This window comes from Bradyrhizobium elkanii WSM2783, from assembly GCF_000472865.1.
Classification (GTDB): Bacteria; Pseudomonadota; Alphaproteobacteria; order Rhizobiales; family Xanthobacteraceae; genus Bradyrhizobium; species Bradyrhizobium elkanii_A.
The window spans coordinates 50395-72367 of record NZ_AXAP01000028.1; the positions used below are offsets into that span (position 1 = coordinate 50395).

General features: G+C 63.3%; 23 protein-coding genes and 1 tRNA gene. 17 read left to right on the forward strand and 7 right to left on the reverse strand.

The window, feature by feature from the left end:
* Position 1: 1 nt before the first annotated feature.
* Positions 2-952, reverse strand: coding sequence for a sulfonate ABC transporter substrate-binding protein (locus YY7_RS0123395; RefSeq protein WP_028165369.1), 951 nt, complete (start codon positions 950-952; stop codon positions 2-4).
* Between the two features lie 377 nt (positions 953-1329).
* On the reverse strand, positions 1330-2544 hold the full coding sequence (locus YY7_RS0123400) for an LLM class flavin-dependent oxidoreductase (RefSeq protein ID WP_028165370.1): 1215 nt from the start codon (positions 2542-2544) through the stop codon (positions 1330-1332).
* Positions 2545-2813: 269 nt separating this feature from the next.
* Between YY7_RS0123400 and napE the strand changes: the two genes are divergently transcribed.
* The 8 genes from napE to msrB all read left to right on the forward strand — a co-directional run bounded on the left by napE (position 2814) and on the right by msrB (position 9873).
* Positions 2814-2999, forward strand: coding sequence for a periplasmic nitrate reductase, NapE protein (gene napE, locus YY7_RS0123405; protein WP_028165371.1), 186 nt, complete (start codon positions 2814-2816; stop codon positions 2997-2999).
* 28 nt (positions 3000-3027) lie between these two features.
* Complete coding sequence (locus YY7_RS0123410) at positions 3028-3354, forward strand: chaperone NapD (RefSeq protein ID WP_028165372.1); 327 nt, start codon at positions 3028-3030, stop codon at positions 3352-3354.
* A 43-nt stretch (positions 3355-3397) separates the two neighbouring features.
* Positions 3398-5911 (forward strand): periplasmic nitrate reductase subunit alpha, encoded by a 2514-nt coding sequence (gene napA / locus YY7_RS0123415; protein WP_028165373.1) that lies wholly within the window; start codon positions 3398-3400, stop codon positions 5909-5911.
* On the forward strand, positions 5908-6378 hold the full coding sequence (locus YY7_RS0123420) for a nitrate reductase cytochrome c-type subunit (protein ID WP_028165374.1): 471 nt from the start codon (positions 5908-5910) through the stop codon (positions 6376-6378). The genes napA and YY7_RS0123420 overlap by 4 nt, the downstream gene beginning before the upstream one ends.
* A complete protein-coding gene (locus YY7_RS0123425; protein ID WP_028165375.1) occupies positions 6375-7013 on the forward strand; it encodes a NapC/NirT family cytochrome c in 639 nt (212 codons plus the stop codon). Before YY7_RS0123420 ends, YY7_RS0123425 begins: the two co-directional genes overlap by 4 nt.
* Before the next feature lie 124 nt (positions 7014-7137).
* Positions 7138-8247, forward strand: a complete 1110-nt coding sequence (locus tag YY7_RS0123430; RefSeq protein ID WP_028165376.1) for an ATP-dependent DNA helicase — start codon at positions 7138-7140, stop codon at positions 8245-8247.
* A 352-nt stretch (positions 8248-8599) separates the two neighbouring features.
* The gene (msrA, locus tag YY7_RS0123435; RefSeq protein WP_028165377.1) at positions 8600-9319 is read left to right on the forward strand and encodes a peptide-methionine (S)-S-oxide reductase MsrA; all 720 of its coding nucleotides are present in this window, start codon (positions 8600-8602) and stop codon (positions 9317-9319) included.
* Positions 9320-9462: 143 nt separating this feature from the next.
* Positions 9463-9873 carry a peptide-methionine (R)-S-oxide reductase MsrB gene (msrB, locus tag YY7_RS0123440; protein ID WP_028165378.1) on the forward strand — a complete coding sequence of 137 codons (411 nt, stop codon included), beginning with the start codon at positions 9463-9465 and terminating at the stop codon, positions 9871-9873.
* Between the two features lie 116 nt (positions 9874-9989).
* On the opposite strand, the gene YY7_RS0123445 is transcribed toward msrB, so the two are convergent.
* From YY7_RS0123445 to YY7_RS0123455, 3 genes are read right to left on the reverse strand one after another with little or no spacing between them, the layout of a single operon-like run.
* Complete coding sequence (locus YY7_RS0123445) at positions 9990-11519, reverse strand: FAD-dependent oxidoreductase (protein ID WP_028165379.1); 1530 nt, start codon at positions 11517-11519, stop codon at positions 9990-9992.
* 39 nt (positions 11520-11558) lie between these two features.
* Positions 11559-12011 (reverse strand): GatB/YqeY domain-containing protein, encoded by a 453-nt coding sequence (locus YY7_RS0123450; protein ID WP_028165380.1) that lies wholly within the window; start codon positions 12009-12011, stop codon positions 11559-11561.
* A gap of 59 nt (positions 12012-12070) precedes the next feature.
* Positions 12071-12772 carry an alpha/beta fold hydrolase gene (locus tag YY7_RS0123455; protein WP_028165381.1) on the reverse strand — a complete coding sequence of 234 codons (702 nt, stop codon included), beginning with the start codon at positions 12770-12772 and terminating at the stop codon, positions 12071-12073.
* Between the two features lie 157 nt (positions 12773-12929).
* Here YY7_RS0123455 and carA point away from each other — a divergent pair, with 157 nt between their 5' ends.
* The 6 genes from carA to YY7_RS0123485 all read left to right on the forward strand — a co-directional run bounded on the left by carA (position 12930) and on the right by YY7_RS0123485 (position 18649).
* Entirely contained in the window at positions 12930-14120 is a 1191-nt protein-coding gene (gene carA / locus YY7_RS0123460) for a glutamine-hydrolyzing carbamoyl-phosphate synthase small subunit (RefSeq protein ID WP_028165382.1), read from the forward strand.
* A gap of 121 nt (positions 14121-14241) precedes the next feature.
* Positions 14242-14769, forward strand: a complete 528-nt coding sequence (locus YY7_RS0123465) for a cupin domain-containing protein (RefSeq protein WP_028165383.1) — start codon at positions 14242-14244, stop codon at positions 14767-14769.
* A gap of 382 nt (positions 14770-15151) precedes the next feature.
* The gene (locus YY7_RS0123470; protein WP_028165384.1) at positions 15152-16609 is read left to right on the forward strand and encodes a DUF1254 domain-containing protein; all 1458 of its coding nucleotides are present in this window, start codon (positions 15152-15154) and stop codon (positions 16607-16609) included.
* A 248-nt stretch (positions 16610-16857) separates the two neighbouring features.
* Positions 16858-17283, forward strand: a complete 426-nt coding sequence (locus tag YY7_RS0123475; protein ID WP_028165385.1) for a YeeE/YedE family protein — start codon at positions 16858-16860, stop codon at positions 17281-17283.
* 8 nt (positions 17284-17291) lie between these two features.
* Positions 17292-17744: a DUF6691 family protein gene (locus tag YY7_RS0123480; protein WP_028165386.1), complete on the forward strand. Its 453-nt coding sequence runs from the start codon at positions 17292-17294 to the stop codon at positions 17742-17744.
* Between the two features lie 11 nt (positions 17745-17755).
* Positions 17756-18649 (forward strand): MBL fold metallo-hydrolase, encoded by an 894-nt coding sequence (locus YY7_RS0123485; protein ID WP_035690640.1) that lies wholly within the window; start codon positions 17756-17758, stop codon positions 18647-18649.
* A 70-nt stretch (positions 18650-18719) separates the two neighbouring features.
* Here YY7_RS0123485 and YY7_RS0123490 read toward each other — a convergent pair whose 3' ends face one another.
* Positions 18720-19259 (reverse strand): Dps family protein, encoded by a 540-nt coding sequence (locus tag YY7_RS0123490; RefSeq protein ID WP_028165388.1) that lies wholly within the window; start codon positions 19257-19259, stop codon positions 18720-18722.
* Positions 19260-19385: 126 nt separating this feature from the next.
* Between YY7_RS0123490 and YY7_RS0123495 the strand changes: the two genes are divergently transcribed.
* Both YY7_RS0123495 and YY7_RS60545 read left to right on the forward strand, forming a co-directional pair.
* Positions 19386-20084, forward strand: a complete 699-nt coding sequence (locus YY7_RS0123495; protein ID WP_028165389.1) for a class I SAM-dependent methyltransferase — start codon at positions 19386-19388, stop codon at positions 20082-20084.
* A 74-nt stretch (positions 20085-20158) separates the two neighbouring features.
* Positions 20159-20235, forward strand: a tRNA-Ala gene (locus YY7_RS60545).
* A gap of 36 nt (positions 20236-20271) precedes the next feature.
* On the opposite strand, the gene YY7_RS0123500 is transcribed toward YY7_RS60545, so the two are convergent.
* On the reverse strand, positions 20272-20640 hold the full coding sequence (locus YY7_RS0123500) for an ArsR/SmtB family transcription factor (protein WP_028165390.1): 369 nt from the start codon (positions 20638-20640) through the stop codon (positions 20272-20274).
* 116 nt (positions 20641-20756) lie between these two features.
* Between YY7_RS0123500 and YY7_RS0123505 the strand changes: the two genes are divergently transcribed.
* Positions 20757-21929, forward strand: coding sequence for an MFS transporter (locus tag YY7_RS0123505; RefSeq protein WP_028165391.1), 1173 nt, complete (start codon positions 20757-20759; stop codon positions 21927-21929).
* Positions 21930-21973 lie beyond the last annotated feature (44 nt).

A 21973-nucleotide genomic window follows, 5' to 3' on the forward strand; every position in this document is an offset into this window, starting at 1 on the left:
CTCAGCTCTGGGGGTTGCGCCAGACGATGTCGCGGATCGCGATCTGTTTCGGGATCAGGCCGAGCTTGAAGAAGCGGTCGGCAACGCCCTGCTGGGTCGCGACGATGTCATCGGTGACTGGCCCGATCTTGAACGCGGCGCGATTGGCGGCGACGGTCTGGATGTCGAGCGGAACGCCGGTCACAGCGCTGAGCGATTTGGCCACTTCGTCGCGGTGCGCCTCCGCCCACGTCGCGGTCGACGCGATGACGTCGTTGATCTGTTGCAGGATCGGACCGTGATTTTTCGAAAAGTCGCGGTTGGCGATGAAGAACGAGTTGGTCTTGGTGATCTCGTAGGAGTTCACCAGGATGCGGCCGTTCTGCTTGGTCTCGGCGATGGCGAAATAGGGATCCCAGACCGCCCAGGCATCGATGCTGCCATTGACGAATGCCGGCCCCGCGTCCGGCGGCGTCAGATAGACCGGCGTGATATCGTTGTAGGTGAGCCCGGCCTTTTCCAGCGTCTGCACCACGATGTTGTGCGCGCTGGAACCCTTGGTGAAGCCGATGCGCTTGCCCTTGAGATCGGCAATCGTGCGGATGGCCGAGTTCTGCGGCACCAATATCCCTTGGCCGTTGGTGATCGGCTGGCCGGCGGCATAAACGATCGCCGCGCCGGCAGCTTGCGCAAATACCGGTGGCGAGTCGCCGACCGCACCGTAGTCGATGCTACCGACATTCATCGCTTCCATCATCGGCGGGCCCGAGGAAAACTCGACCCATTTCACCTCGATGCCGGCCGACTTGAAATGATTTTCCAAGGTTGCGCGCTGCCGCGCGATAACCAGCACGCCGGTCTTCTGGTAGCCGACACGAATTTCCTTTAGCGCCGCCTCGGCCTGCGCGCGCAAGGGCAAAGCAGCGACGGCGGCAGAGCCGAGCGACAGTGTTAGGAACTCGCGACGCTTCACTACCAAAATTCTCCTGACGATCGAGCGCGTTATCCGCGCGCCATCATGCGGCGTCAGGGAATGATGGGGGGCACGAATGAGGCTGTCGAGGACCCCGAAAAAATAGCGATGCCCGCACTGCCATCGGGCACCGGACGCGCGGTTTCTTTCAAGCCGCGGATTGTGCGTAGCGAAATATTTCCTTCACGAAATCGGGATGCAGACAGCTCTCCGCTGTCATCATCAGCGAAAGCAGACGATCCAGTAACCACCGGCGCAAGAGCACGGGCCGAATGCCGCGGCGCACTGGATGCCCGCCGGAGCCTGTCATCGGGCGGCGCTTCGCGCTGATCCGTTGGCGGGCATGACGGTGGAGTGTGGCGCTGCCTACAAATTTGTCAGCCGCTCGCTGCTGCCTTCTCCGCTTGCGAACCAGGGTTGATCGACAGTTTGCCGTAACGATCCCTGAACGCCTCGGTGTCGATCTCCTCGAGCTTGATCTCGCCGCTCATCACGCCCTGCTTCCATGCATCGTGCTCGGGATCGTGCTGGAACTCCGGCATCACTTCGCTGGCAAACAATTCGAGCGACTCGCAGATGTGGTCGTGGGTGTTCTTGCCGGCTTGATTGAGCAGGATCACCTGGTCGATGTGCGAGGTGCGGAAGCGGCGCAGCTTCCTGCGGATGGTTTCAGGCGATCCGATCAGACCGCCGCGCAGTGCGGCTTCCTGCGCTTCCGGATTGTCGCGCTTCCATTTGTTGTACTCGTCCCACATGTTGACGGTGCCTGGCGCCGGCCGCTGCCGGTTTTGCGACGCGCCATAATAGCGCAGCGCGAACTGGAAGAAGGTGGCGCCGTCGGCGCGGGCGCGCGCTTCTTCATCCGTCTTGGCGCACATGAAGAACGACACCAGCGCCATGTTGGGATTGATCTGGTAGTCGGCGAGCTTCTTCAGCCGCTTGGTGATCGCGTTGTAATAGGCATGCACCCAGGCATGCGCCGCGTCCGCGCTGACGAACTGAAAGCCGAGCGCGCCGAAGCCATGCTGCCCGGCGCGCTCGATGGTCGGCAATTGCGAGCACGCCATCCAGAGCGGCGGATGCGGCTTCTGCACCGGCTTCGGCACCACGTTGCGCAAGGGGATATCGAAATATTTGCCGTGATGCTCGGTGCCGATCTTGGTGAACATCGGGAAGATCGCAGCGACCGCCTCTTCGAACACCTCCCGCTTGGTCTCCATATCGCGGCCGAACGGCGTCAATTCGGTGATCGAGGCGCTCTCGCCCATGCCGAATTCGCAGCGCCCGTTGCTGAGGAGATCGAGGACTGCGACCCGCTCTGCGACACGCGCGGGATGATTGGTCGTGAGCTGCAGGATGCCATGCCCGAGCCGGATGTTGCGGGTGCGCTGGCTTGCCGCAGCCAGGAACGATTCCGGCGCCGGCGAGTGCGAGTATTCTTCGAGGAAGTGATGTTCCACGACCCAGGCATAGTCGTAGCCGAGCCGATCGGCGGTCTCGAGCTGCGTCAATGCGTCCTGGTAAAGCTTGAACTCGTCGCCCTCGTTCCACGGACGCGGCAGTTGCAGCTCGTAGAAGATGCCGAATTTCATGGCGTCGCTCCCGTACGTCTTGTTTGTTTGGTGCAGTGTATTGCCGGGGCGCGCGAAGTCCAGCCTTTGCCAATTCCGGATGGCGGAAGACGCGCGCTGCAACCAAACAGTAACCTTGCGGGTAGCGGCGCCGCCGAATCCGCTTCGAGCTAATATAGTTTTGGCGCGCATTGATTTAGATCAGTGCTAAAGTATCCCAGCGACGTTACTTTTTATCGGAAGGCAACGAGGCCTTCCCCCACACAATCCAAATCGAATCGAGACGACGTATGTCGGCAACCAGCGACGATGCGAGCGCGAGGCCGCGCCGTAGGCGCATGGAGATCTTCGCATTTCTTTTTCTCACGGCAGTTGTGATGCCCGCTTTGGCCGTGGCCACGGTGGGCAGCTACGGACTTGCTGTGTGGATCTATCAGATGATCGCGGGCCCACCGGGCCCTCCCCCGCCACATTGATCAGCCGATTTCTCAAGGAACACCCGACATGATCAGAGCTCAGACCACCATCGACCGCCGAGCGCTCATCACGGGCCGCGTCCTGCAGGCCGAGCCTGTCGTGCCGCCGCCCGGCGGCGAGATCGCCAGCATCCTCGTGCAAACCCGGCCTGAGCGGCTCGATGCCACCGAAGCTGCGATCACGGCACTGCGCGGCTGCGAGATTTACGGCCGCGATGAGAAGGGAAAGCTCGTGGTCGTCGTGGATGCGCCCGACGCAAGCTCGCTCGGCGCGACCCTCAACACGATTTCCGCGCTGCCCAACGTCTATTCCGCCTCGCTCGTGTTCCACGCCGTCGACGCCGATAACGTGTGATGACACGTGATCGGCCGCCCCTTGATGAAGGGAAGGAAATGCCATGACCGCCCCCAAGCTGGATCGCCGCCAGGTCCTGAAACTGGAAGCCGCCGCGATGGCGGCGCTCGCCGGAGGCATGCCGGTTGCGGCAGGTGCCGCCAACCTCGTCACCGAACGCGCCGAGAGCGAAATGAAGTGGGACAAGGCGCCGTGCCGCTTCTGCGGCACCGGCTGCAGCGTGATGGTCGCGACCAAGGACAACCGCGTCGTCGCCACCCACGGCGACATCAAGTCGGAAGTCAACCGCGGCCTGAACTGCGTCAAGGGCTATTTCCTCTCCAAGATCATGTACGGCCATGATCGCCTGACCAAGCCTTTGCTGCGCAAGAAGGACGGCAAGTACGACAAGAACGGCGATTTCACCGAAGTGTCATGGAACGAGGCCTTCGATGTGATGACGGAGAAGTTCAAGGCCGCGCTGAAGAAGCGCGGGCCGAGCGGCATCGGCATGTTCGGCTCCGGCCAGTGGACGATCTTCGAAGGCTACGCGGCATCAAAGCTGTTCAAGGCCGGCTTCCGCTCCAACAACATCGATCCCAATGCGCGGCATTGCATGGCCTCCACCGCCGTCGGCTTCATGCGCACTTTCGGCATTGACGAGCCGATGGGCTGTTATGACGACATCGAGGCCACTGATGCCTTCGTGCTGTGGGGCTCGAACATGGCGGAGATGCACCCGATCCTGTGGACCCGGGTCGCCGACCGCCGCCTCTCGGCGCCGCATGTGCGCGTTGCCGTGCTTTCGACCTTCGAGCACCGCTCGTTCGATCTCGCCGACATCGGCCTCGTGTTCAAGCCGCAGACTGACCTCTATCTGCTCAACGCGATCGCCAACCACATCGTCAAGACCGGACGGGTCAACAAGGATTTCGTCGACAAGCACACGCTGTTCAAGCGCGGCCAGACCGATATCGGCTACGGCCTGCGGCCCGACCACCCGCTGGAGAAGAAGGCGACCGGCCGCGCCAAGGCGGGCGATGCCCAGGACATGACTTATGACGAATACGTCAAGTTCGTCTCCGACTACACGCTGGAGAAAGCGGCCGACATGGCCGGCGTCCCGCTCAGCCGGCTGCAGGCACTCGCCGAGCTCTATGCCGATCCGAAGGTCAAGGTCACGAGCTTCTGGACCATGGGCTTCAACCAGCACACCCGCGGCGTCTGGTGCAACAACCTCGTCTACAACATCCACCTCCTGACCGGAAAAATCTCCGAGCCCGGCAACAGCCCGTTCTCGCTGACCGGCCAGCCATCGGCCTGCGGCACCGCGCGCGAGGTCGGCACCTTCTCGCACCGCCTGCCGGCCGACATGGTCGTGACCAACAAGGAGCATCGCGCCAAGGCCGAGCACATCTGGAAGCTTCCGGAAGGCACCATTCCCGACAAGCCCGGCTATCATGCCGTGCTGCAGAACCGAATGCTGAAGGACGGGCTGCTCAACGCCTACTGGATCCAGGTCAACAACAACCTGCAGGCCGCCGCCAACGGCAACGAGGAGACCTATCCCGGCTACCGCAACCCCGAGAATTTCATCGTGGTGTCGGACGCCTATCCGACCGTGACGGCGCTGGCCGCCGACCTCATCCTGCCGACGGCGATGTGGGTCGAGAAGGAAGGCGCCTATGGCAACGCCGAACGCCGCACCCATACCTGGCACCAACTGGTGTCGGCGCCGGGCGAGGCGCGCTCCGACCTCTGGCAGCTCATGGAGTTCTCCAAACGCTTCAAGGTCGAGGAGGTCTGGCCGGAAGAGTTGATCGCGAAGATGCCGGAGTATCGCGGCAAGACGCTGTTCGACGTCCTCTACCGCAACGGCCAGGTCGACAAGTTCCCGGTCACCGACATCGAGGCCGGCTACGCCAATGACGAGTCGAAGGCGTTCGGCTTCTACGTCCACAAAGGCCTGTTCGAGGAATATGCCTCGTTCGGCCGCGGCCACGGCCACGACCTCGCGCCGTACGACACCTATCACGAGGTGCGCGGATTGCGCTGGCCTGTCGTCAACGGCCAGGAGACCCGCTGGCGCTTCCGCGAGGGGCTCGACCCCTACGTCCAGCAGGGCACCGGCGTTCAGTTCTATGGCTTCCCCGACGGCAAGGCGCGAATCTTCGCACTGCCCTACGAGCCGCCGGCGGAATCGCCCGACAAGGACTTTCCGTTCTGGCTCTCGACCGGCCGCGTGCTGGAGCATTGGCACTCCGGCACCATGACCCGCCGCGTTCCCGAACTCTACCGGGCATTTCCTGAAGCCGTCTGCTTCATGCACCCCGACGACGCCGCTGATCTGAAGCTGCGCCGCGGCGACGAGGTCAGGGTGGAATCCCGCCGCGGTTTCATCCGCGTCCGGCTGGAGACCCGCGGTCGCGACAAGCCGCCGCGCGGCCTGGTGTTCGTGCCCTGGTTCGATGAATCCAAGCTCATCAACAAGGTGACGCTGGATGCGACCGATCCGATTTCGCTGCAGACCGACTACAAGAAATGCGCCGTGCGCATCGAGAAGGTGACGACGACATGATCGGAAAGTCCGCCATCGTTGTTCTTGCCATTGCGCTTGTCGCCGCTTCAAGCTCGCTGCTCGCGCAAGGCGTCACGTCCGGCCTGCGCGGTCCCGCCCCGCTCAACGAGGAGGGACCGGCGCCGCCGATGACGCCGATGCGCAACACCGCTGAACGGGAGATCCGCAACTACCCGGAGCAGCCGCCGGTGATCCCGCATTCGATCGACGGCTACCAGGTCGATATGAACGGCAACAAATGCCTGTCCTGCCATGCCCGCGCCCGCACCGGCGAATCGCAGGCGCCGATGGTGAGCATCACCCATTTCATGGACCGCGACGGCCAGTTCCTCGCCTCGGTATCGCCGCGTCGGTACTTCTGCACGGAATGTCACGTTCCGCAGAACGTCACGACGCCGCCGGTGACCAATGATTTCGTCGACATCGACACCATCCTGAATCGCCCAGCACCCGGTGGCCACCGATGAGCGACGTCGACAAGGCGCCGCCAGGCCAAGGCTGGTTTGCGCGGCCGTGGCGTTTTGCCCTCGAACTGTGGGACGTGCTGATCCGGCCGAGCTCGGTGTTCGGGCTCGGCGTCTTGGTGCTTGCCGGTTTCGTCGCCGGCGTGATCTTCTGGGGCGGCTTCAACACCGCACTGGAACTGACCAACACCGAAAAATTCTGCACCGGCTGTCACGAGATGCGTGACAACGTCTTTGCCGAATTGAAGTCCACCATCCACTTCACCAACCGCTCCGGCGTGCGCGCGACCTGCCCGGACTGCCACGTCCCGCACAACTGGACCGACAAGATCGCCCGCAAGATGCAGGCCTCCAAGGAAGTCTGGGGCCATCTTTTCGGCAGCATCGACACCCGCGACAAGTTCGTCGACAATCGGCTCGAGCTCGCGCTGCATGAATGGGCGCGGTTCAAGGCCAATGATTCGCTCGAATGCCGCAACTGCCACAGCGCGCAATCGATGGACATCACCAAGCAGTCGCCGCGGGCGAGCGTGGCGCATCAGCGCTTCCTGTTCACGGGCGAGAAGACCTGTATCGACTGCCACAAGGGTATCGCTCACCACCTGCCGGATATGCGCGGCGTTCCCGGCTGGCAATAGGCTTGGGTATCTTTGGGTATCCTGGGGCGGCCGGCCGGCACCTTGCGCCGGCAGCCTGAATGGCTAGGTTGAGGGGCTGAGTCGGCGGGCGATCGCCCGCTTGTCCTCTCCTCCGCCGAGACCCATGACCACCTTTACGCCGCATCAGGATTCCGCGCTACAAGCCGTCGCCGACTGGCTCAAGGCAAAACCCGGCCGGAACGGCACGCCGCCGATTTTCCGCCTGTTCGGCTATGCCGGCACCGGCAAGACCACGCTCGCACGCCACATCGCTGAAGGCGTCGATGGCGAGGTCAAGTTCGCGGCGTTCACCGGCAAGGCGGCGCTGGTGATGCGCAACAAGGGCTGCGAGAGCGCCTCCACGATCCATTCGCTGATCTACCGCGCCCGCGAATCCGGCGTCGAGCAGCCGACATTCGAATTGTGGGACGACGCGCCGGCATCGAAAGCCAAGCTGATCGTGATCGACGAATGCTCGATGGTGGATGCCGAGCTCGGCCGCGACCTGATGTCGTTCGACTGTCCACTGCTCGTGCTCGGCGATCCCGCGCAGCTTCCGCCGATCCAGGGCGCCGGCTTCTTCACCAATGCCGAGCCCGACGCGATGCTGACCGAGGTGCATCGCCAGGCGCAGGACGATCCGATCGTGCGGATGTCGATGGACATCCGCGAAGGCCGCGAGCTCGAGATCGGCCGCCATGGCGAGAGCGAGGTGGTGCCGCGCAACGAGCTCGATCCCGAGCGCGTCATGAACGCCGACCAGGTGCTGGTCGGCCGCAACAACACCCGCCGCGCCTACAACATGCGGATGCGACAGCGGCAGAACATCGAGGATCCCTTGCCGGTCGCCGGCGACAAGCTGGTCTGCCTGCGCAACAACCGCAAGAAGGGCCTGTTCAACGGCGGCCTGTGGCGGGTGAAAGCGCGCGCACAATCGAAATCCAAGATCATCACCATGCGCGTGATGCCGGACGAGGATTTCGGCCACAAGGTCACCAAGGTCTCCGTGCGCGGCGAATGCTTCGGCGGCGCCATCGAGAGCATCCCATGGGAACAGCGCAAGCCCTACGACGAATTCGACTACGGCTATGTGCTCACCGTGCACAAGTCACAGGGCTCGCAATGGGACGACGTCGTGCTGTTCGACGAAAGTTTTGCGTTCCAGGACAGCCGCGCGAGGTGGCTGTACACGGGGATCACGCGCGCGGCGAAGCGATTGAGCGTGGTGGTGTAAGGCCACGGGCGAGATCCGGGCCTCATGGTTCGAGACGGCGCTTGGCGCCTCCTCACCATGAGGGTTTGGCAGTTGCCCGAGGGCGGGTGGATAAGCGCCTGCAGCTCCGTCTCCGAGCGACCACACTTCCCCTCATCCTGAGGAGCGCGCAGCGCGTCTCGAAGGATGAGGCCACCGGCGGTGCCTCTTGCATCCGCGCCGCGCCGCCCAGGTTCACGGACTCGTGTCCATCCGGCCGTAACACCCCCCTCCCCAGCCCGTATCTTCGGCATCCAGGGGAAGACCGCCCGATTTCCGAAACCCGGCTTCCGTTCTAGACTGGCTCCAGGCCCTCCCATCCAAAGAGGAAACCATGTCCAATCGCCCGTTCCGCCGCCTGTCGCTCTGCGCTGCCGCCCTCGGCGCGCTGGCCATCGCCGCACTTGCCGCAGCCCCCTCGCGGGCGGCTGAAGACGCCGTGATCATTCCCGTCCCGACGCTCGACGCAAAGGCCACCGATGGCATCCAGACCGCGGTGCTCGCGGGCGGCTGCTTCTGGGGCGTACAGGGCGTGTTCCAGCACACCGCTGGCGTCGTCAGCGCGGTGTCCGGCTATGCCGGCGGCAACAAGGCGACCGCTGACTACAACATGGTCTCCACCGGCACGACCGGACACGCGGAATCCGTCGAGATCAAGTACAACCCGAAGCAGGTTTCCTACGGCAAGCTCCTGCAGATCTTCTTCTCGGTCGTGCACGACCCGACGCAGTTGAATCGCCAGGGTCCGGACACCGGCACGCAATACCGCTCGGCGATCTTCGCCACCAGCGACGATCAGAAGAAGGTGGCGGAGGCCTATATCGCCCAGCTCAACGCCGCCAAGGTCTACAAGAAACCGATCGTGACCAAGGTCGGGCCGCTCGAGGGGTTCTATCCCGCGGAGGCCTATCACCAGGACTACCTGACGCTGCACCCCAACCAACCCTATATTGCGTATAACGACATCCCGAAGGTCGAGAACCTGAAGAAGATCTTCGCGGAGAACTACATCGAGAAGCCGACACTGGTCGGGAACACCAAGGTCACGAATTGACGGAATAGTTTCCGTCATTGCGAGCGAAGCGAAACAATCCACCTCTCCGCATGTTGCGGCATGGATTGCTTCGCGGAGCCTGTCATCGGGCGGCGCTTCGCGCCGACCCGGTGGCTCGCAATGATGCAAAGAAAGGAGCTTTCATGTCCGACACCAAGACCCCAGACAAGGTCGTCAAGAGCGATGCCGAATGGCGCAAGGAATTGACGCCGATGCAATATGCGGTGCTGCGCGAGAAGGCGACCGAGCGTCCCTTCACCGGCGAATACGAGCACGATCAGCGCAAGGGCACCTATGTCTGCGCCGGCTGCGGCCAGACGCTGTTCGAGTCCGACGCCAAGTTCGATTCGGGCTGCGGCTGGCCGAGCTTCACGCAGCCGGCGGCGGAAAGCCATGTCGACGAGGAGACTGACCTCAGCCACGGCATGGTCCGCACCGAGGTACTGTGCTCGAAATGCAGCGGCCATCTCGGCCACGTCTTCCCCGACGGCCCCGGCCCGACCGGCCTGCGCTACTGTATCAACTCGGCAGCGCTGAAGCTGCAGCCGAAGTAATCTGCTCTCGTCATGGCCGGGCTTGTCCCGGCCATCCACGAAGATACTTGCTCGAGCAACAAAGACGTGGATGCCCGGGACAAGCCCGGGCATGACGGCAGTATACCGAGGGTAGGCTACGCCGCCAACGCGCCGCGCTCCATGGCGAGTTCAGCCTCGAGGCTCGCAATATCCCGATAGATCGACGCCACCGCGAGCACGCGGCCGCCTCTCTTGTAGCGCACCACGCAGTCCCGCCCAGCGATATCGCCGTCGACGTCGATCTCGTCCCATTTCTCGGCGTGGCCGACATAGTTGATCGGCACGTCGTAATGCTGGCTCCAGAAGAACGGCACCGCATCGAAGACTTCGCGCTGGCCCAGCATGTTGCGCGCAGCTAGCTGGCCCTGGCGCTCTGCCACCACCCAGTGTTCGACGCGGATGTTCTCACCGGAATGCGGATCCGGCCAGCGGGCGATGTCGCCCGCCGCATAAATGCCGGGGCTGCTGGTTTCCAGATAGGCGTTGACGGTGACGCCGCGATCGATCGCAAGCCCGGCCTTTTCGGCCAGCGCGAGACGCGGCCGCACGCCGACGCCGATCACGACGAGATCGGCCTCGAGCACACCGCCGCTCTGCAGGCTCGCGCGCTTGCCGTCGATCGCGGTGACGGTGTCGCCGAGGTGAAAGACAACGCCGTGCTCTTCGTGCAGGCTGCGGACGAAGTCGCCCATTTCGGGCCCGAGCACGCGCTCCATCGGCCGCTGCTCCAACCCGACGACGTGGACCTCGATATCCCTCGCCCGCAGCGAGGCCGCGACCTCGAGCCCGATGAAACTTGCACCGATCACAACCGCGCGGCGCGCGCCGCTCGCGGAAGCGATGATCGCGCGGCAATCATCCAGCGAGCGCAAGAGATGAACATGGGGCTGGTCCGCGCCCGGAATCAACAGACGCACCGGCTCCGCGCCGGTCGCCAGCAACAACCGGTCATAGGGCAAGGCCTTGCCATCGGCGAGCACGACCTGGCGCGCAGCAGGATCGATCGACGCGACTTTGGTCTTGAGCCGCAGATCGATCGCGGCGTCAGAATAGAAATCGTCCGGACGCAGCGGCAGCCAGTCCTCTGGCGCGCTGCCGGCGAGATAATCCTTCGACAGGTTCGGCCGATCGACAGGCGCCGCCGCCTCGCCGCTCAGCATCGTGATGCTGCCGTGATAATCCTGTCGTCGCAGCATCTCGGCGGCGGCAAATCCCGCCGCGCCACCGCCCACGATCACGATGCGGCCGGGCGCATCGATCACGCCTTTCACCCGGGGCTTGGGCTGTTCGCGCTTCTCGCGGACAAAGATGCGCTCGCCTTCGTGCTCGACCTTCCACACCGCGAGCGTGCTCAACGCCGGAGCGCGTGCAGCCTCGCCGGTGCGCAGATCGAAACAGGCGTGATGCCAGGGACAGCGGACGCTCTCGCCGACGACGAGGCCTTCCGCCAGCGGCCCGTGATAATGGCTGCAATGGGCGTCGATCGCGAAGACGTCCGACCCTGAACGCACCAGCAATACGTCTTCATCGCCGACATGGCCGAGCAGAGTGGCGCCGGAGAAGTCGGAGGGCGCCACGCCTTGCGACAGATCGGGACCGGAGGGTTGGGCTTGCTGGTCGGCCATGATGTCCTCCGTCGGTTTGAAACTGGTCCGTTCGAAGCCCTATCCCAGCGCCGCCTTCACCAGGCCACTGGCTTTCGCAAAATCCATCTGCCCGGTGTACTTCGCCTTCAACGCGCCGATCACCTTGCCCATGTCCTTGACCCCGGCAGCATTGGTCTCGGCGATCGCGGCTGATATCGCGGCCTTCACCTCATCCTCCGACATCTGCTTCGGCAGATAGGCTGAGATCACCGCGATCTCCTCGCGCTCCTGCGCGGCGAGCTCGGCGCGGCCGCCCTTGTCGTAGAGCTCGACCGCTTCCTGGCGCTGCTTGATCATTTTCTGCAGCACGCCGAGCAATTCGGCATCAGAAAGCGGCGGCTTGCCTTGGCCGCGCGCGTCGATATCGGCGTTCTTGATGGTCGAATTGACCATGCGCAGCGTGGAGAGCTTGCGCTCCTCCTTCGCCTTCATGGCGTCCTTGACCGCGTTGTTGATGTCGTCGCGCAGCATGGCCGTGTCCCTGAATGATGAAACCTTCCATCTAGGCCGTTCGTTCCGCGAGAACAACCTCAGTTCCGCAGCCATTCGACCAGCGCGTTCGCGGTCGCCTCGGGCTGTTCCGGCTGCGGCAGGTGCCCGCAACTAGGCAGGATCACGAGCTTGGCGCCTGGAATGCCGTTCGCCATCTCAACCGACAGCGAATTCGGGATGGTGTGGTCCTCGTCGCCCGTCAGCACCAGGGTCGGGCACTTAATCCAGGCCAGCGTCGGCCGCGAGTCGGGCCGGCTGATCACCGCCGTCTGCTGGCGGATGAAGCCCTCGACCCCGACATCCTCGCCCATCTCGTGGACAAGCCGGCGCAGGCCGGCGTCCTCCCGCCGCGACGGGTGCACGAAGCCGGGAAACAGCTCATCCAACACACCGCGGAAATCGCCGCTTTTGGCGCGGGCCATCATGCCGCGGCGGCGTTCGGAGGCCTCCGGCGTATCAGGGCGGGCCTGGGTATTGATCAGCGCCAGCTTTGCCACCCGCTCCGGCGCCTGGCGCATGATCTCGAAGGCGATGTAGCCGCCCATCGAATGCCCGGCCAGCGCAAAGCGCGGCGGCGCCTCGGCCAGGATCCGACGCGCGATCGCCCCCATATGGTCGTCGCGGATGTGGTTGGCGACCGTGACCGGCCCGAGCCGCCACAACGCCGGCACGACAGGGGCAAAGATCCGCGGCGAAGAAACCAGGCCCGGGACGAGCAGGATCGGCATCGTGTTGTCCATGCGGGCTCCGAAACGGGCAATTTGGCCGGGAAACGAGGTTATGGTGGGAACCCTAGCTTAAAACCCCGGAACCGCCAGTCAAATAGGCGCAAAACCCGTGTGCATGGATGCCCTTTCGCTTTGACGCGGCAGGATGTGGGAACTATGTAAAGGGCTCATGACCACATCCGAAAACGCTTCAGCCTGGCCGGACCACAAACCGACCGCGCTCCTCGTGCTCGCCGATGGCACCGTGCTGGAAGGCTTTGGCCTCGGCGCGGAAGGCCAGGCCGTCGGCGAAGTCTGCTTCAACACCGCCATGACCGGCTATGAGGAGATCCTGACCGATCCCTCCTATGCCGGGCAGATCATCACTTTCACCTTCCCGCATATCGGCAACGTCGGCACCAACGACGAAGACATCGAGACGGTGAACATGGCGGCAACGCCGGGCGCGCGCGGGGTCATCCTCCGCACCGCGATATCGGATCCCTCGAACTACCGCGCCACCCGCCATCTCGATCAATGGCTGAAAGCGCGCGGCATCATCGGCCTGTCGGGCATCGACACCCGCGCGCTCACGGCGCTGATCCGCAGCAAGGGCATGCCGAACGCCGTCATCGCGCATTCGAAGGACGGCAGGTTCGACCTGCACGGCCTCAAGGAAGAAGCGCGGGAATGGCCCGGCCTCGAAGGCATGGACCTGGTGCCGATGGTGACCTCCGGTCAGCGCTTCACCTGGGACGAGACGCCCTGGGAATGGGACAAGGGCTACGGCCGGCAGACCACCCCTGAATTCAACGTGGTCGCGGTCGACTACGGCATCAAGCGCAACATCCTGCGCCTGCTCGCCGGCGTCGGCTGCAAGGTCACGGTGGTGCCGGCGACCACGTCGGCCGAAGACATCCTCGCGATGAACCCGGACGGCGTGTTCTTGAGCAACGGCCCCGGCGATCCCGCCGCGACCGGCAAATATGCCGTGCCCGTCATCCAGAAGGTGATCGAGTCGGGCACGCCGACCTTCGGCATCTGCTTGGGGCATCAGATGCTCGGGCTCGCCGTCGGCGCCAAGACCAGAAAGATGCACCAGGGCCATCACGGCGCCAATCACCCGGTGAAGGACGAGACCACCGGCAAGGTCGAGATCACCTCGATGAACCATGGCTTTGCCGTGGACCAGGCGACATTGCCCGCCGGCGCAACACAGACCCATATCTCGTTGTTCGACGGCTCCAATTGCGGCATCCAGCTCGACGGCAAGCCGGTGTTCTCCGTGCAGTATCACCCGGAGGCGTCGCCCGGCCCGCGCGACTCGCATTACCTCTTCAAGCGCTTCGCCGACCTGATGCGCGACAAGAAGCGGGCGTAGGAACGTAGGCGGCCGAAATGAAGTTGTAGGATGGGTAGAGCGAAGCGAAACCCATCATCTGGTGGCTCACGGCAATCGCGATGGGTTTCGCTTCGCTCTACCCATCCTACGGGAGCTTCCCATGTCCGTCGTCAAGGCCGATACAACGCCGCTCACGATCGTCTTCGAGGATGACGGCCTGGTGCCGAACAATCGGCTGCCGTTCCTGGTCTACAAGGCGACCGTCGACGTCGACAACGAGCATCCGGAGAAGACTATCGAAGGGTTGTTCGGCGCCAATGGCTGGGGCGCTATGTGGCGCAATGGCGTCTACGATTACCTGCACTATCATTCGACCGTGCACGAGGTGCTCGGCGTCTCACGAGGACATGCGCGCGTACAGTTCGGCGGCGATCGCGGCAAGGTGCTGGAGATCTCCGCCGGAGACGTCGCGATCCTGCCCGCCGGCACCGGGCACCAATTGATTGCCGCGAGCGATGATTTCTGCGTGGTCGGCGCCTATCCGCCGGGACCGTCGATGGAGATCACGCGACCGACGCCCGAAAATCACGCCAAGGCGCTGAAGACGATCCCACAGGTCGCGACACCCAAGACCGATCCGGTGATGGGCGAGAATGGGCCGCTGGTGAGGTTGTGGAAGCGCGGCTGACCGTGCGGGCCAAGTGGCCCATCGCGCGTCCCCATGGGGTCAGCAGGACCGAAAGATGCGGGAAGTGCCCGCGGGGATATGCCTACGAGCGGGCACATAGCGCAACGAGCTAGCGATGGCCCGACTGGTTCACATTCACGCTTGTGCTAGATTGTACTCGTGGAGGTAGTTGAAACAGTCGTTCTTCGACATCGGACTTTATAGCATTTGATTCAATAATCTGCCCCGCGGGCGTCGGGTCGCGTCTTATGCTGCACACCCCCTCTTGCACAGCTGACATCCCTTGCCTGAACGCGAAGACTTCGAAGTCGAAGCATCCAACGATTGTGGAGGCCTGCCCCCATAAATCACGACAGCACACATCAGTTGAGGAGTAGTCGATATGTTTCGAGGAATTCTGACGCTGACTTTGTCTCTCGGCCTGGGCGCGGCGGCTCTGCCCGCTGCGCTTGCGCAACAAGCGGCGCCGGCAATCACCGAGCAGGAAGCGCACGCCATCGCGGTGGACGCCTATATTTATTTCTACCCTATCCTGTCGATGGACGTGACGCGGAAGCAATTCACCAACGGCACCACCGATTTCAAGGGCCCGATGAACACGTTCGTCAACGTGCCCGAATATCCGCCGGCGAATTTCAAGGGCGTGGTGCGCTCCAACTTCGACACGCTCTATTCCGTGTCATGGCTCGACATGACCAAGGAGCCTGTGGTGGTCTCGGTACCCGATACCGACGGGCGCTACTACCTGCTGCCGATGCTGGACATGTGGAGCGATGTCTTTGCGTCGCCGGGGTGGCGGACGACGGGCACCAAGGCGGGCACCTTCCTGCTGACGCCTCCCGGCTGGCGACCGGATCTGCGTGACAGATTTATCGATGAGTTCAAGCTCCCGAGAGACACGCAGCGGATCGACGCACCAACGCCTTATGTCTGGGTGATCGGCCGTACCAAGACCGACGGCCCGGCAGACTACGATGCGGTTCACAAGATCCAGGCGGGTTACAAGGTCGCGCCGCTTTCAGAATTCGGCAAGACGCCCAAACCCGTCGAATTCAAGCCCGACCCAAGCGTCGACATGAAGACGCCGCCGAAAGTCCAGGTCGATACGATGACGGCCGGCGTGTATTTCGCCTATGCGGCCGAACTGCTGAAGCTTCACCCGCCTCATATCACCGATCAGCCGATCATCGCGCAGATGAAGAAGATCGGCATCGAGCCAGGCAAGAGCTTCGACATCGGCAGGATCGACCCTGTCCTGCAGCGCGCCGTCGAGACCGCCCCGCAGGACGCGCAGAAGCTGATGGCCTGGAAGGTGCCGACGCTTGCGCGGGTTGCCAATGGCTGGTCGATGAACACCGATACGATGGGTGTTTACGGCAACTACTATCTGAAGCGTGCCATCGTCTCGCAATTGGGGCTCGGCGCGAATCTGCCCGAGGACGCCATCTATCCGCTCAATCTCGGCGACGAGACCGGCAAGCCGCTCGACGGCGCAAGCAAGTACACCATCACGTTCGAGAAGAATGCCGCCCCGCCGGTCAACGCGTTCTGGTCGATCACGCTGTACGATCCGGAAGGCTTCCAGGTCGGCAATGTGCTGAACCGCTTCGCAGTCAGCAGTTGGATGCCGTTCAAGTATGATGCGGACGGCTCGCTCGATCTTTACTTCCAGAACGAAAGCCCGGGCAAGGACAAGGAAGCCAATTGGCTTCCGGCGCCGAAGGGCCCCTTCAACCTGACCATGCGCCTCTACAGTCCGAAGTCCGAGGCGCTGACCGGAAAATGGAATCCTCCGCCCGTCGTCAAGACGCAGGCAACGCTGGGATTGTCGGCACAGTAAATCTCGATCGGGCGTCGGCGCCGTCTCAAGACCCACTAAAGCGGGATGACTTTTCTTCGAATCGTCATCCCGCTTTGATCTTTTTCGGAAAACCGGTGCCCACTTTTCTGGATCATGCTCTAGATTGGCTCGCGCAATCAATTGGGCGAGTTGATCAGACGGCTGGCGGATGACGGATCCGGTTCGCAGCCTCCGCACTTTCGGACGCCGCCCCCGTCTCAGTGACGGCCCATCGAGGGAGCAAGAAGATGCCGACCACCTTCACGCCGATGACCGCGCTGCTGGGCGGAGCCTTGATCGGCCTTTCCGCCGTGGCGTTGATGGCGTTCGCCGGGCGGATCGCGGGAGTGAGCGGCATCGCCGCCCGCCTGCTTCCGCCGTTCAACGATCAGGAATGGCCCGGTCGCCTCGCCTTCATTGCCGGGCTCGTCGCCGCGCCCGTCGTGGTACGGGTTGCGATCGGCAGCCTTCCGCCGCAAGCCATCGAGACCGGCGGCATACTTTTGGCGATCGCGGGCCTTTTGGTTGGCTTCGGTTCGGTATGGGGCAGCGGCTGTACCTCCGGCCACGGCGTCTGCGGCATATCGCGGCTGTCGCTTCGATCCATTGTCGCTACACTGGTCTTCATGGCGACGGGATTTGCGACGACCTTCATCATCCGGCATCTCGCATGAGGTCCCGCATGTCTGTTCTGATCCAGTTCGTCATCGGCCTGGCATTCGGACTCGGGCTACTGGTCTCCGGCATGTCCAATCCGGCGAAGGTCCTGAACTTCCTAGACCTCGCGGCGATTCGCACGGGATCGTGGGATCCCAGTCTCGTATTCGTGATGCTAGGTGCCGTCATCATCACGTTTATCGGCTTCAGGCTTGTGCTGAAGTGGCCGCGACCGGTTCTTGCGGGTGCATTCCATCTGCCGACCAAAACCGATTTCGATTTGCGCGTGATCGTCGGACCTGCGATTTTCGGGGTAGGCTGGGGTATCGCCGGTTTCTGTCCCGGTCCCGCCTTCGTGGCGCTTGGTTATGGATCGTCGGCGTCGATCCAGTTCATGATTGCCATGCTGGTCGGGATGGCCGGCGCCCGCGCGCTCGCCGACCGGCAGCCGGCGCTTGCCGGATCACTTTACGAGTAGAGGAGCAGCCCATGTCCGACATTCCTCACACCGTCGACCTCTCCGTGAAGCCCGAGGTCACCGCATTCTTCGATCCGGCGACCAACACCGTCAGCTACGTGGTCAAGGACCCCACATCGAAGGCCTGCGCCGTGATCGATTCCGTGATGGACATCGATTACGCGGCCGGCCGCATCGCCTACCAATCCGCCGACAAGATCATCGATTTCATCACGAAGCACCGCCTCAAGCTGGAATGGCTGATCGAGACCCATGTTCATGCCGACCATTTGTCGGGCGCGCCCTACATCCAGAGCAGGCTCGGCGGCAAGATCGGCATCGGCGAGAAGATCACGGTCGTGCAGGAGACGTTCGGCAAGATCTTCAACGAGGGCACCGAATTCCAGCGCGACGGCAGCCAGTTCGACCGCCTGTTCAAGGACGGCGACACCTACCAGATCGGCGCGATGAAGGCCTTCGCGCTCTATACGCCCGGCCATACGCCCGCCTGCATGACGCATGTGATCGGTGACGCGGCCTTCGTCGGCGACACCTTGTTCATGCCGGACGGCGGCTCGGCGCGCGCGGATTTCCCGGGCGGCAACGCCCGCGATCTCTACCGCTCGATCCACCGGATTCTGTCGCTGCCGAACGAGACCCGCTTGTTCATGTGCCACGATTACGGCCCGAACGGGCGCGAGATCCGCTGGGAGACGACGGTGGCCGAGCAGCATGCCCACAACATCCACGTCCATGACGGCATCACGGAGGACGAATTCGTCGCCACGCGCGAAGCGCGCGACAAGACCCTGCAGATGCCGAAGCTGATCATCCCCTCGCTGCAGATCAACATGAAGGGCGGCAAGCTTCCGGCGCCGGACGCCGACGGCAAGCAATATCTGAAGGTGCCAATTAACCTGTTATAAGCTCAAACGGTGGCTAGGCAGCCGGCTGCCGTTCCGCGCTCTTCGTCGCCGTTGCGCAACGTCTTTGGTGCTACGCCGCATTACTGCCTTCCTGGCGGCTGGCCTCGAACAGGAACCAGGTGCGCCGCTCGGTCTCGTCGATGAAGGTCTCGAGGATGCTTGCGGTCGCAGCGTCGCCGTGCTCGTCGGCGAGGTTGCGCGCCTTCCGCATTGCGGCGGCGACGTGCTTGTTGTCTTCCATCAATTCGCGCAGCATCTCGCGCGGCGGCACGTAGTCCTCGTTGTTGTCCTTGATGGTCTGCAATTTGCTGACCTGGCTGATCGATTTCAGCGTGGTCCCGCCGATCTTGCGCACCCGCTCGGCCAGTTGATCGGTGGTGGCGAAGATTGCGTCCGACTGCTCGTCCAGCATCAGGTGGTAATCGTGGAAATGCCGGCCACTGACATGCCAGTGGAAATTCTTGGTCTTCAGGTAGAGTGCGAAGGCATCCGCGAGCAGCGTATTGAGCGCCGCCGAGACCTTCGTGACCGCCTCGTTGGGCAGGTCGGTCGGGGTATCGAGGTCGGGGGAGATTTTGTCGGATTTTGGATCAGGCTTGGCTTTGCTCACGTTGAACCTTCCTGTTAGGACACCGGACACCGGCGGCCCGAACTCCTGGTCGCCGGCCCCTCTAACGCATCATACGGATGCCGGTTCCTATGCCGGAACCCCAAGTTTTTGCCGGGCCCACTGCCGATGGATGAATGGATCGATTATTACGATTCCACGCATACGATTTATGTCAGCAAGCTGCATCGCGACCTGCATTTCCGGATCGTTGCGCGGGATATCATTGCCTATATCTCCTCGCCCGACGCCGTCGTGCTCGACTATGCCTGCGGCGAAGCGCTGTCCGCAGCAGAGGTCGCGGATGCCTGCGCCACGCTCTATCTCGCGGAGCCCGCGCCCGGCGTGCGCGGACGGCTGATCGCGCGCTTTGCGCCCAACACCAAGATCCGGGTGCGCTCGCTGGATGAGGTGGGGCAGATGGCCGAAGGCTCGGTCGATCTGGTCGTCATGAATTCGGTCGCGCAATATATGACGGCGGAGGAACTGGACGCCGCATTCGCCGTCATTCGCCGCCTGCTCAAACCCTCCGGGCGCCTCATACTCGGCGATGTCCTGCGACCCGAAGTCGGCATGGGCAGGGACGTTCTCGCGCTGTTGGGTTTCGGCGCCCGCCACGGCTTCCTCAAGGATGCCCTGCTCGGGCTGATCAGCACGGCGCTGTCGGACTATCGGCAACTGCGCACACGGATCGGCCTGGAGCGTTACGGCGAGGAGCAAATGCTGAAGAAGCTCGCGGCCGCCGGCTTCAAAGCTTCCCGCGCCCCCCGCAATATCGGCCACAATCCATGGCGGATGACGTTCGTCGCGCATCGTCCCGACGCGTGATCGTGCAACGCAACCGTTAGGGTTAATCCGGGGTAAGGATGGCTAGCGCCTGCGAAATGGGCAATGATCGCCTCGGCCCGGTGGCGGAACGCGTCGACGCGGGAGCAGTGCATTGCTCTTTATCCTGGTTCAAATCCAGGCCGGGCCTCCAACCTTCGCCGCTTTGCGGTTTCCGCTCGCGAGCCAGTCAGCTCGCAGCCACCACTTCGCATTCAGGAAATTGCAGCCGGTCGGCATCCCGCGCGGCCGAGGCGAGGATCACATCGAGCAAACCGGGAAAGCGCGCGTCGAGATCCGCGCGGCGCAGCCTCATATAGCGCGTGGTCCCGGCGATGCGGGTCTGCACCAGCCCCGCCTCGCGCAATTTCGCGAAGTGATAGGCGAGGTTCGACTTGCCGCTGAAGGCGTTGAAGTCGCCGCAGCGCAGCTCCGTGCTCGCGGAATCATATTTCGCCAGATTGTAGACGATCGCGAGCCGCGTCGGGTCACTCAGGCAGTCCAACACCATCGGCAATTCAAGTTGATCCCGCGTGGGGTGCAAGGGCGTTCGGCTCATGACCCAAACATAACCGCGCGGGTTTGCTGTCGCAATGTTCAATTGTAATTGAACCAATTGACATTCGTCACCGCCCGCTCGATAGTTCAATAAACCTTGAACATCGGGGGACCATCATGAGCGTGTTCTGGCTGGCGCTTGCCGCCTTTGCGATCGGCACTGAAGCCTTTGTGATTGCTGGTCTTTTGCCAGGGATCGCCAGCGACGTTCAGATCTCGGTCGCGGCCGCCGGCCAACTGGTGACGGCTTATGCCCTTGCCTACGCGATCGGCTCACCGATCCTGGCCGTCGCCTTCAACAATTTCGACCGCCGGAACGTACTTGCGCTGGCGCTTTCCTGCTTCATCGCGGGCAATCTGGTGGCCGTATTCGCTCCCGGGTTTCCGCTACTGCTGGCCTCGCGCGTGCTGATGGCGCTTGGCGCCGGCCTGTGCATGCCAACGGCGCTCGGCGTTGCGGTTGCCGTTGCCTCGCCCGAACGGCGTGCCCGGGCGGTTGCGCTGGTCACCTCAGGCATCACGGTCGCAACCGTGGTCGGTGTTCCCCTGGGCACCATGATCGGGCATCAGTTCGGCTGGCGCGCGACCTTTGTCATGGTGGCGATCCTTGGCGCCATCGCACTTGCTGGCCTGCTGCTCGGCTTGCCGCGTGGCCTGCCGAGCAGCACCGCAACGCTCGGCGAGCGGCTCGCGGTGGCGCGGCACGGCGCCGTCCTCCATGCGCTCGGCACCACCGTGCTGTGGGCGCTCGGCGGCTTCACCGTCTTCACCTATCTCTCGGTCCCACTGCAAAAGCTCGGCTTCGACGCCTCGGATATCAGCCTGACGCTGCTGGTGTTCGGCTCGGCCGCCGCGATCGGCAACATGCTCGGCGGCACGCTGGCGGATCGATTTGGCACAACGCCAACCTCGGCGCTCGGACTTGCCGGCATGTCGATGGCGCTGATTCTGCTGTCGGTCACGCTGAAGACCGCCGCTCCCGAAGCGGCGCGCTACATCGTGCTTCTGCTCGTATTTTGCTGGGCGATCTCGGGATGGGCGTTCTATCCCGCCCAGATCGCCAGCATCATCCGGATCGAGCCGCAGGCCGCGATGATCGCGGTCTCGCTGAACGCCTCCAGCATGTATCTCGGTTTCGCCCTCGGCGGGGCGGCCGGGGGCGCGGTGCTCTCGGCGCTCGGGCCGACCGACCTCGGCTGGGTCGGCGGTGCCAGCGTCGCTGCGGCACTTGCCGTGCTGTGGCGACGCGCCCGGCAGGAACGGCTGAGACTCTACAAAATTGCCGGTTGACGGCGACTTTTTCGGGGTTTCGCAGGCCAAAAATCTGGTCTAAA

Coding starts and splice junctions, on each gene's coding strand:
- carA (WP_028165382.1), top strand. CDS start 12,930: ATGACCACATCCGAAAACGCTTCAGCCTGGCCGGACCACAAACCGACC.
- msrA (WP_028165377.1), top strand. CDS start 8,600: ATGTCCAATCGCCCGTTCCGCCGCCTGTCGCTCTGCGCTGCCGCCCTC.
- YY7_RS0123455 (WP_028165381.1), bottom strand. CDS start 12,772: ATGGACAACACGATGCCGATCCTGCTCGTCCCGGGCCTGGTTTCTTCG.
- YY7_RS0123480 (WP_028165386.1), top strand. CDS start 17,292: ATGTCTGTTCTGATCCAGTTCGTCATCGGCCTGGCATTCGGACTCGGG.
- YY7_RS0123475 (WP_028165385.1), top strand. CDS start 16,858: ATGCCGACCACCTTCACGCCGATGACCGCGCTGCTGGGCGGAGCCTTG.
- YY7_RS0123430 (WP_028165376.1), top strand. CDS start 7,138: ATGACCACCTTTACGCCGCATCAGGATTCCGCGCTACAAGCCGTCGCC.
- YY7_RS0123500 (WP_028165390.1), bottom strand. CDS start 20,640: ATGAGCCGAACGCCCTTGCACCCCACGCGGGATCAACTTGAATTGCCG.
- YY7_RS0123495 (WP_028165389.1), top strand. CDS start 19,386: ATGGATGAATGGATCGATTATTACGATTCCACGCATACGATTTATGTC.
- YY7_RS0123425 (WP_028165375.1), top strand. CDS start 6,375: ATGAGCGACGTCGACAAGGCGCCGCCAGGCCAAGGCTGGTTTGCGCGG.
- YY7_RS0123465 (WP_028165383.1), top strand. CDS start 14,242: ATGTCCGTCGTCAAGGCCGATACAACGCCGCTCACGATCGTCTTCGAG.
- YY7_RS0123470 (WP_028165384.1), top strand. CDS start 15,152: ATGTTTCGAGGAATTCTGACGCTGACTTTGTCTCTCGGCCTGGGCGCG.
- YY7_RS0123505 (WP_028165391.1), top strand. CDS start 20,757: ATGAGCGTGTTCTGGCTGGCGCTTGCCGCCTTTGCGATCGGCACTGAA.
- msrB (WP_028165378.1), top strand. CDS start 9,463: ATGTCCGACACCAAGACCCCAGACAAGGTCGTCAAGAGCGATGCCGAA.
- YY7_RS0123410 (WP_028165372.1), top strand. CDS start 3,028: ATGATCAGAGCTCAGACCACCATCGACCGCCGAGCGCTCATCACGGGC.
- YY7_RS0123485 (WP_035690640.1), top strand. CDS start 17,756: ATGTCCGACATTCCTCACACCGTCGACCTCTCCGTGAAGCCCGAGGTC.
- YY7_RS0123445 (WP_028165379.1), bottom strand. CDS start 11,519: ATGGCCGACCAGCAAGCCCAACCCTCCGGTCCCGATCTGTCGCAAGGC.
- YY7_RS0123400 (WP_028165370.1), bottom strand. CDS start 2,544: ATGAAATTCGGCATCTTCTACGAGCTGCAACTGCCGCGTCCGTGGAAC.
- YY7_RS0123420 (WP_028165374.1), top strand. CDS start 5,908: ATGATCGGAAAGTCCGCCATCGTTGTTCTTGCCATTGCGCTTGTCGCC.
- napA (WP_028165373.1), top strand. CDS start 3,398: ATGACCGCCCCCAAGCTGGATCGCCGCCAGGTCCTGAAACTGGAAGCC.
- YY7_RS0123450 (WP_028165380.1), bottom strand. CDS start 12,011: ATGCTGCGCGACGACATCAACAACGCGGTCAAGGACGCCATGAAGGCG.
- napE (WP_028165371.1), top strand. CDS start 2,814: ATGTCGGCAACCAGCGACGATGCGAGCGCGAGGCCGCGCCGTAGGCGC.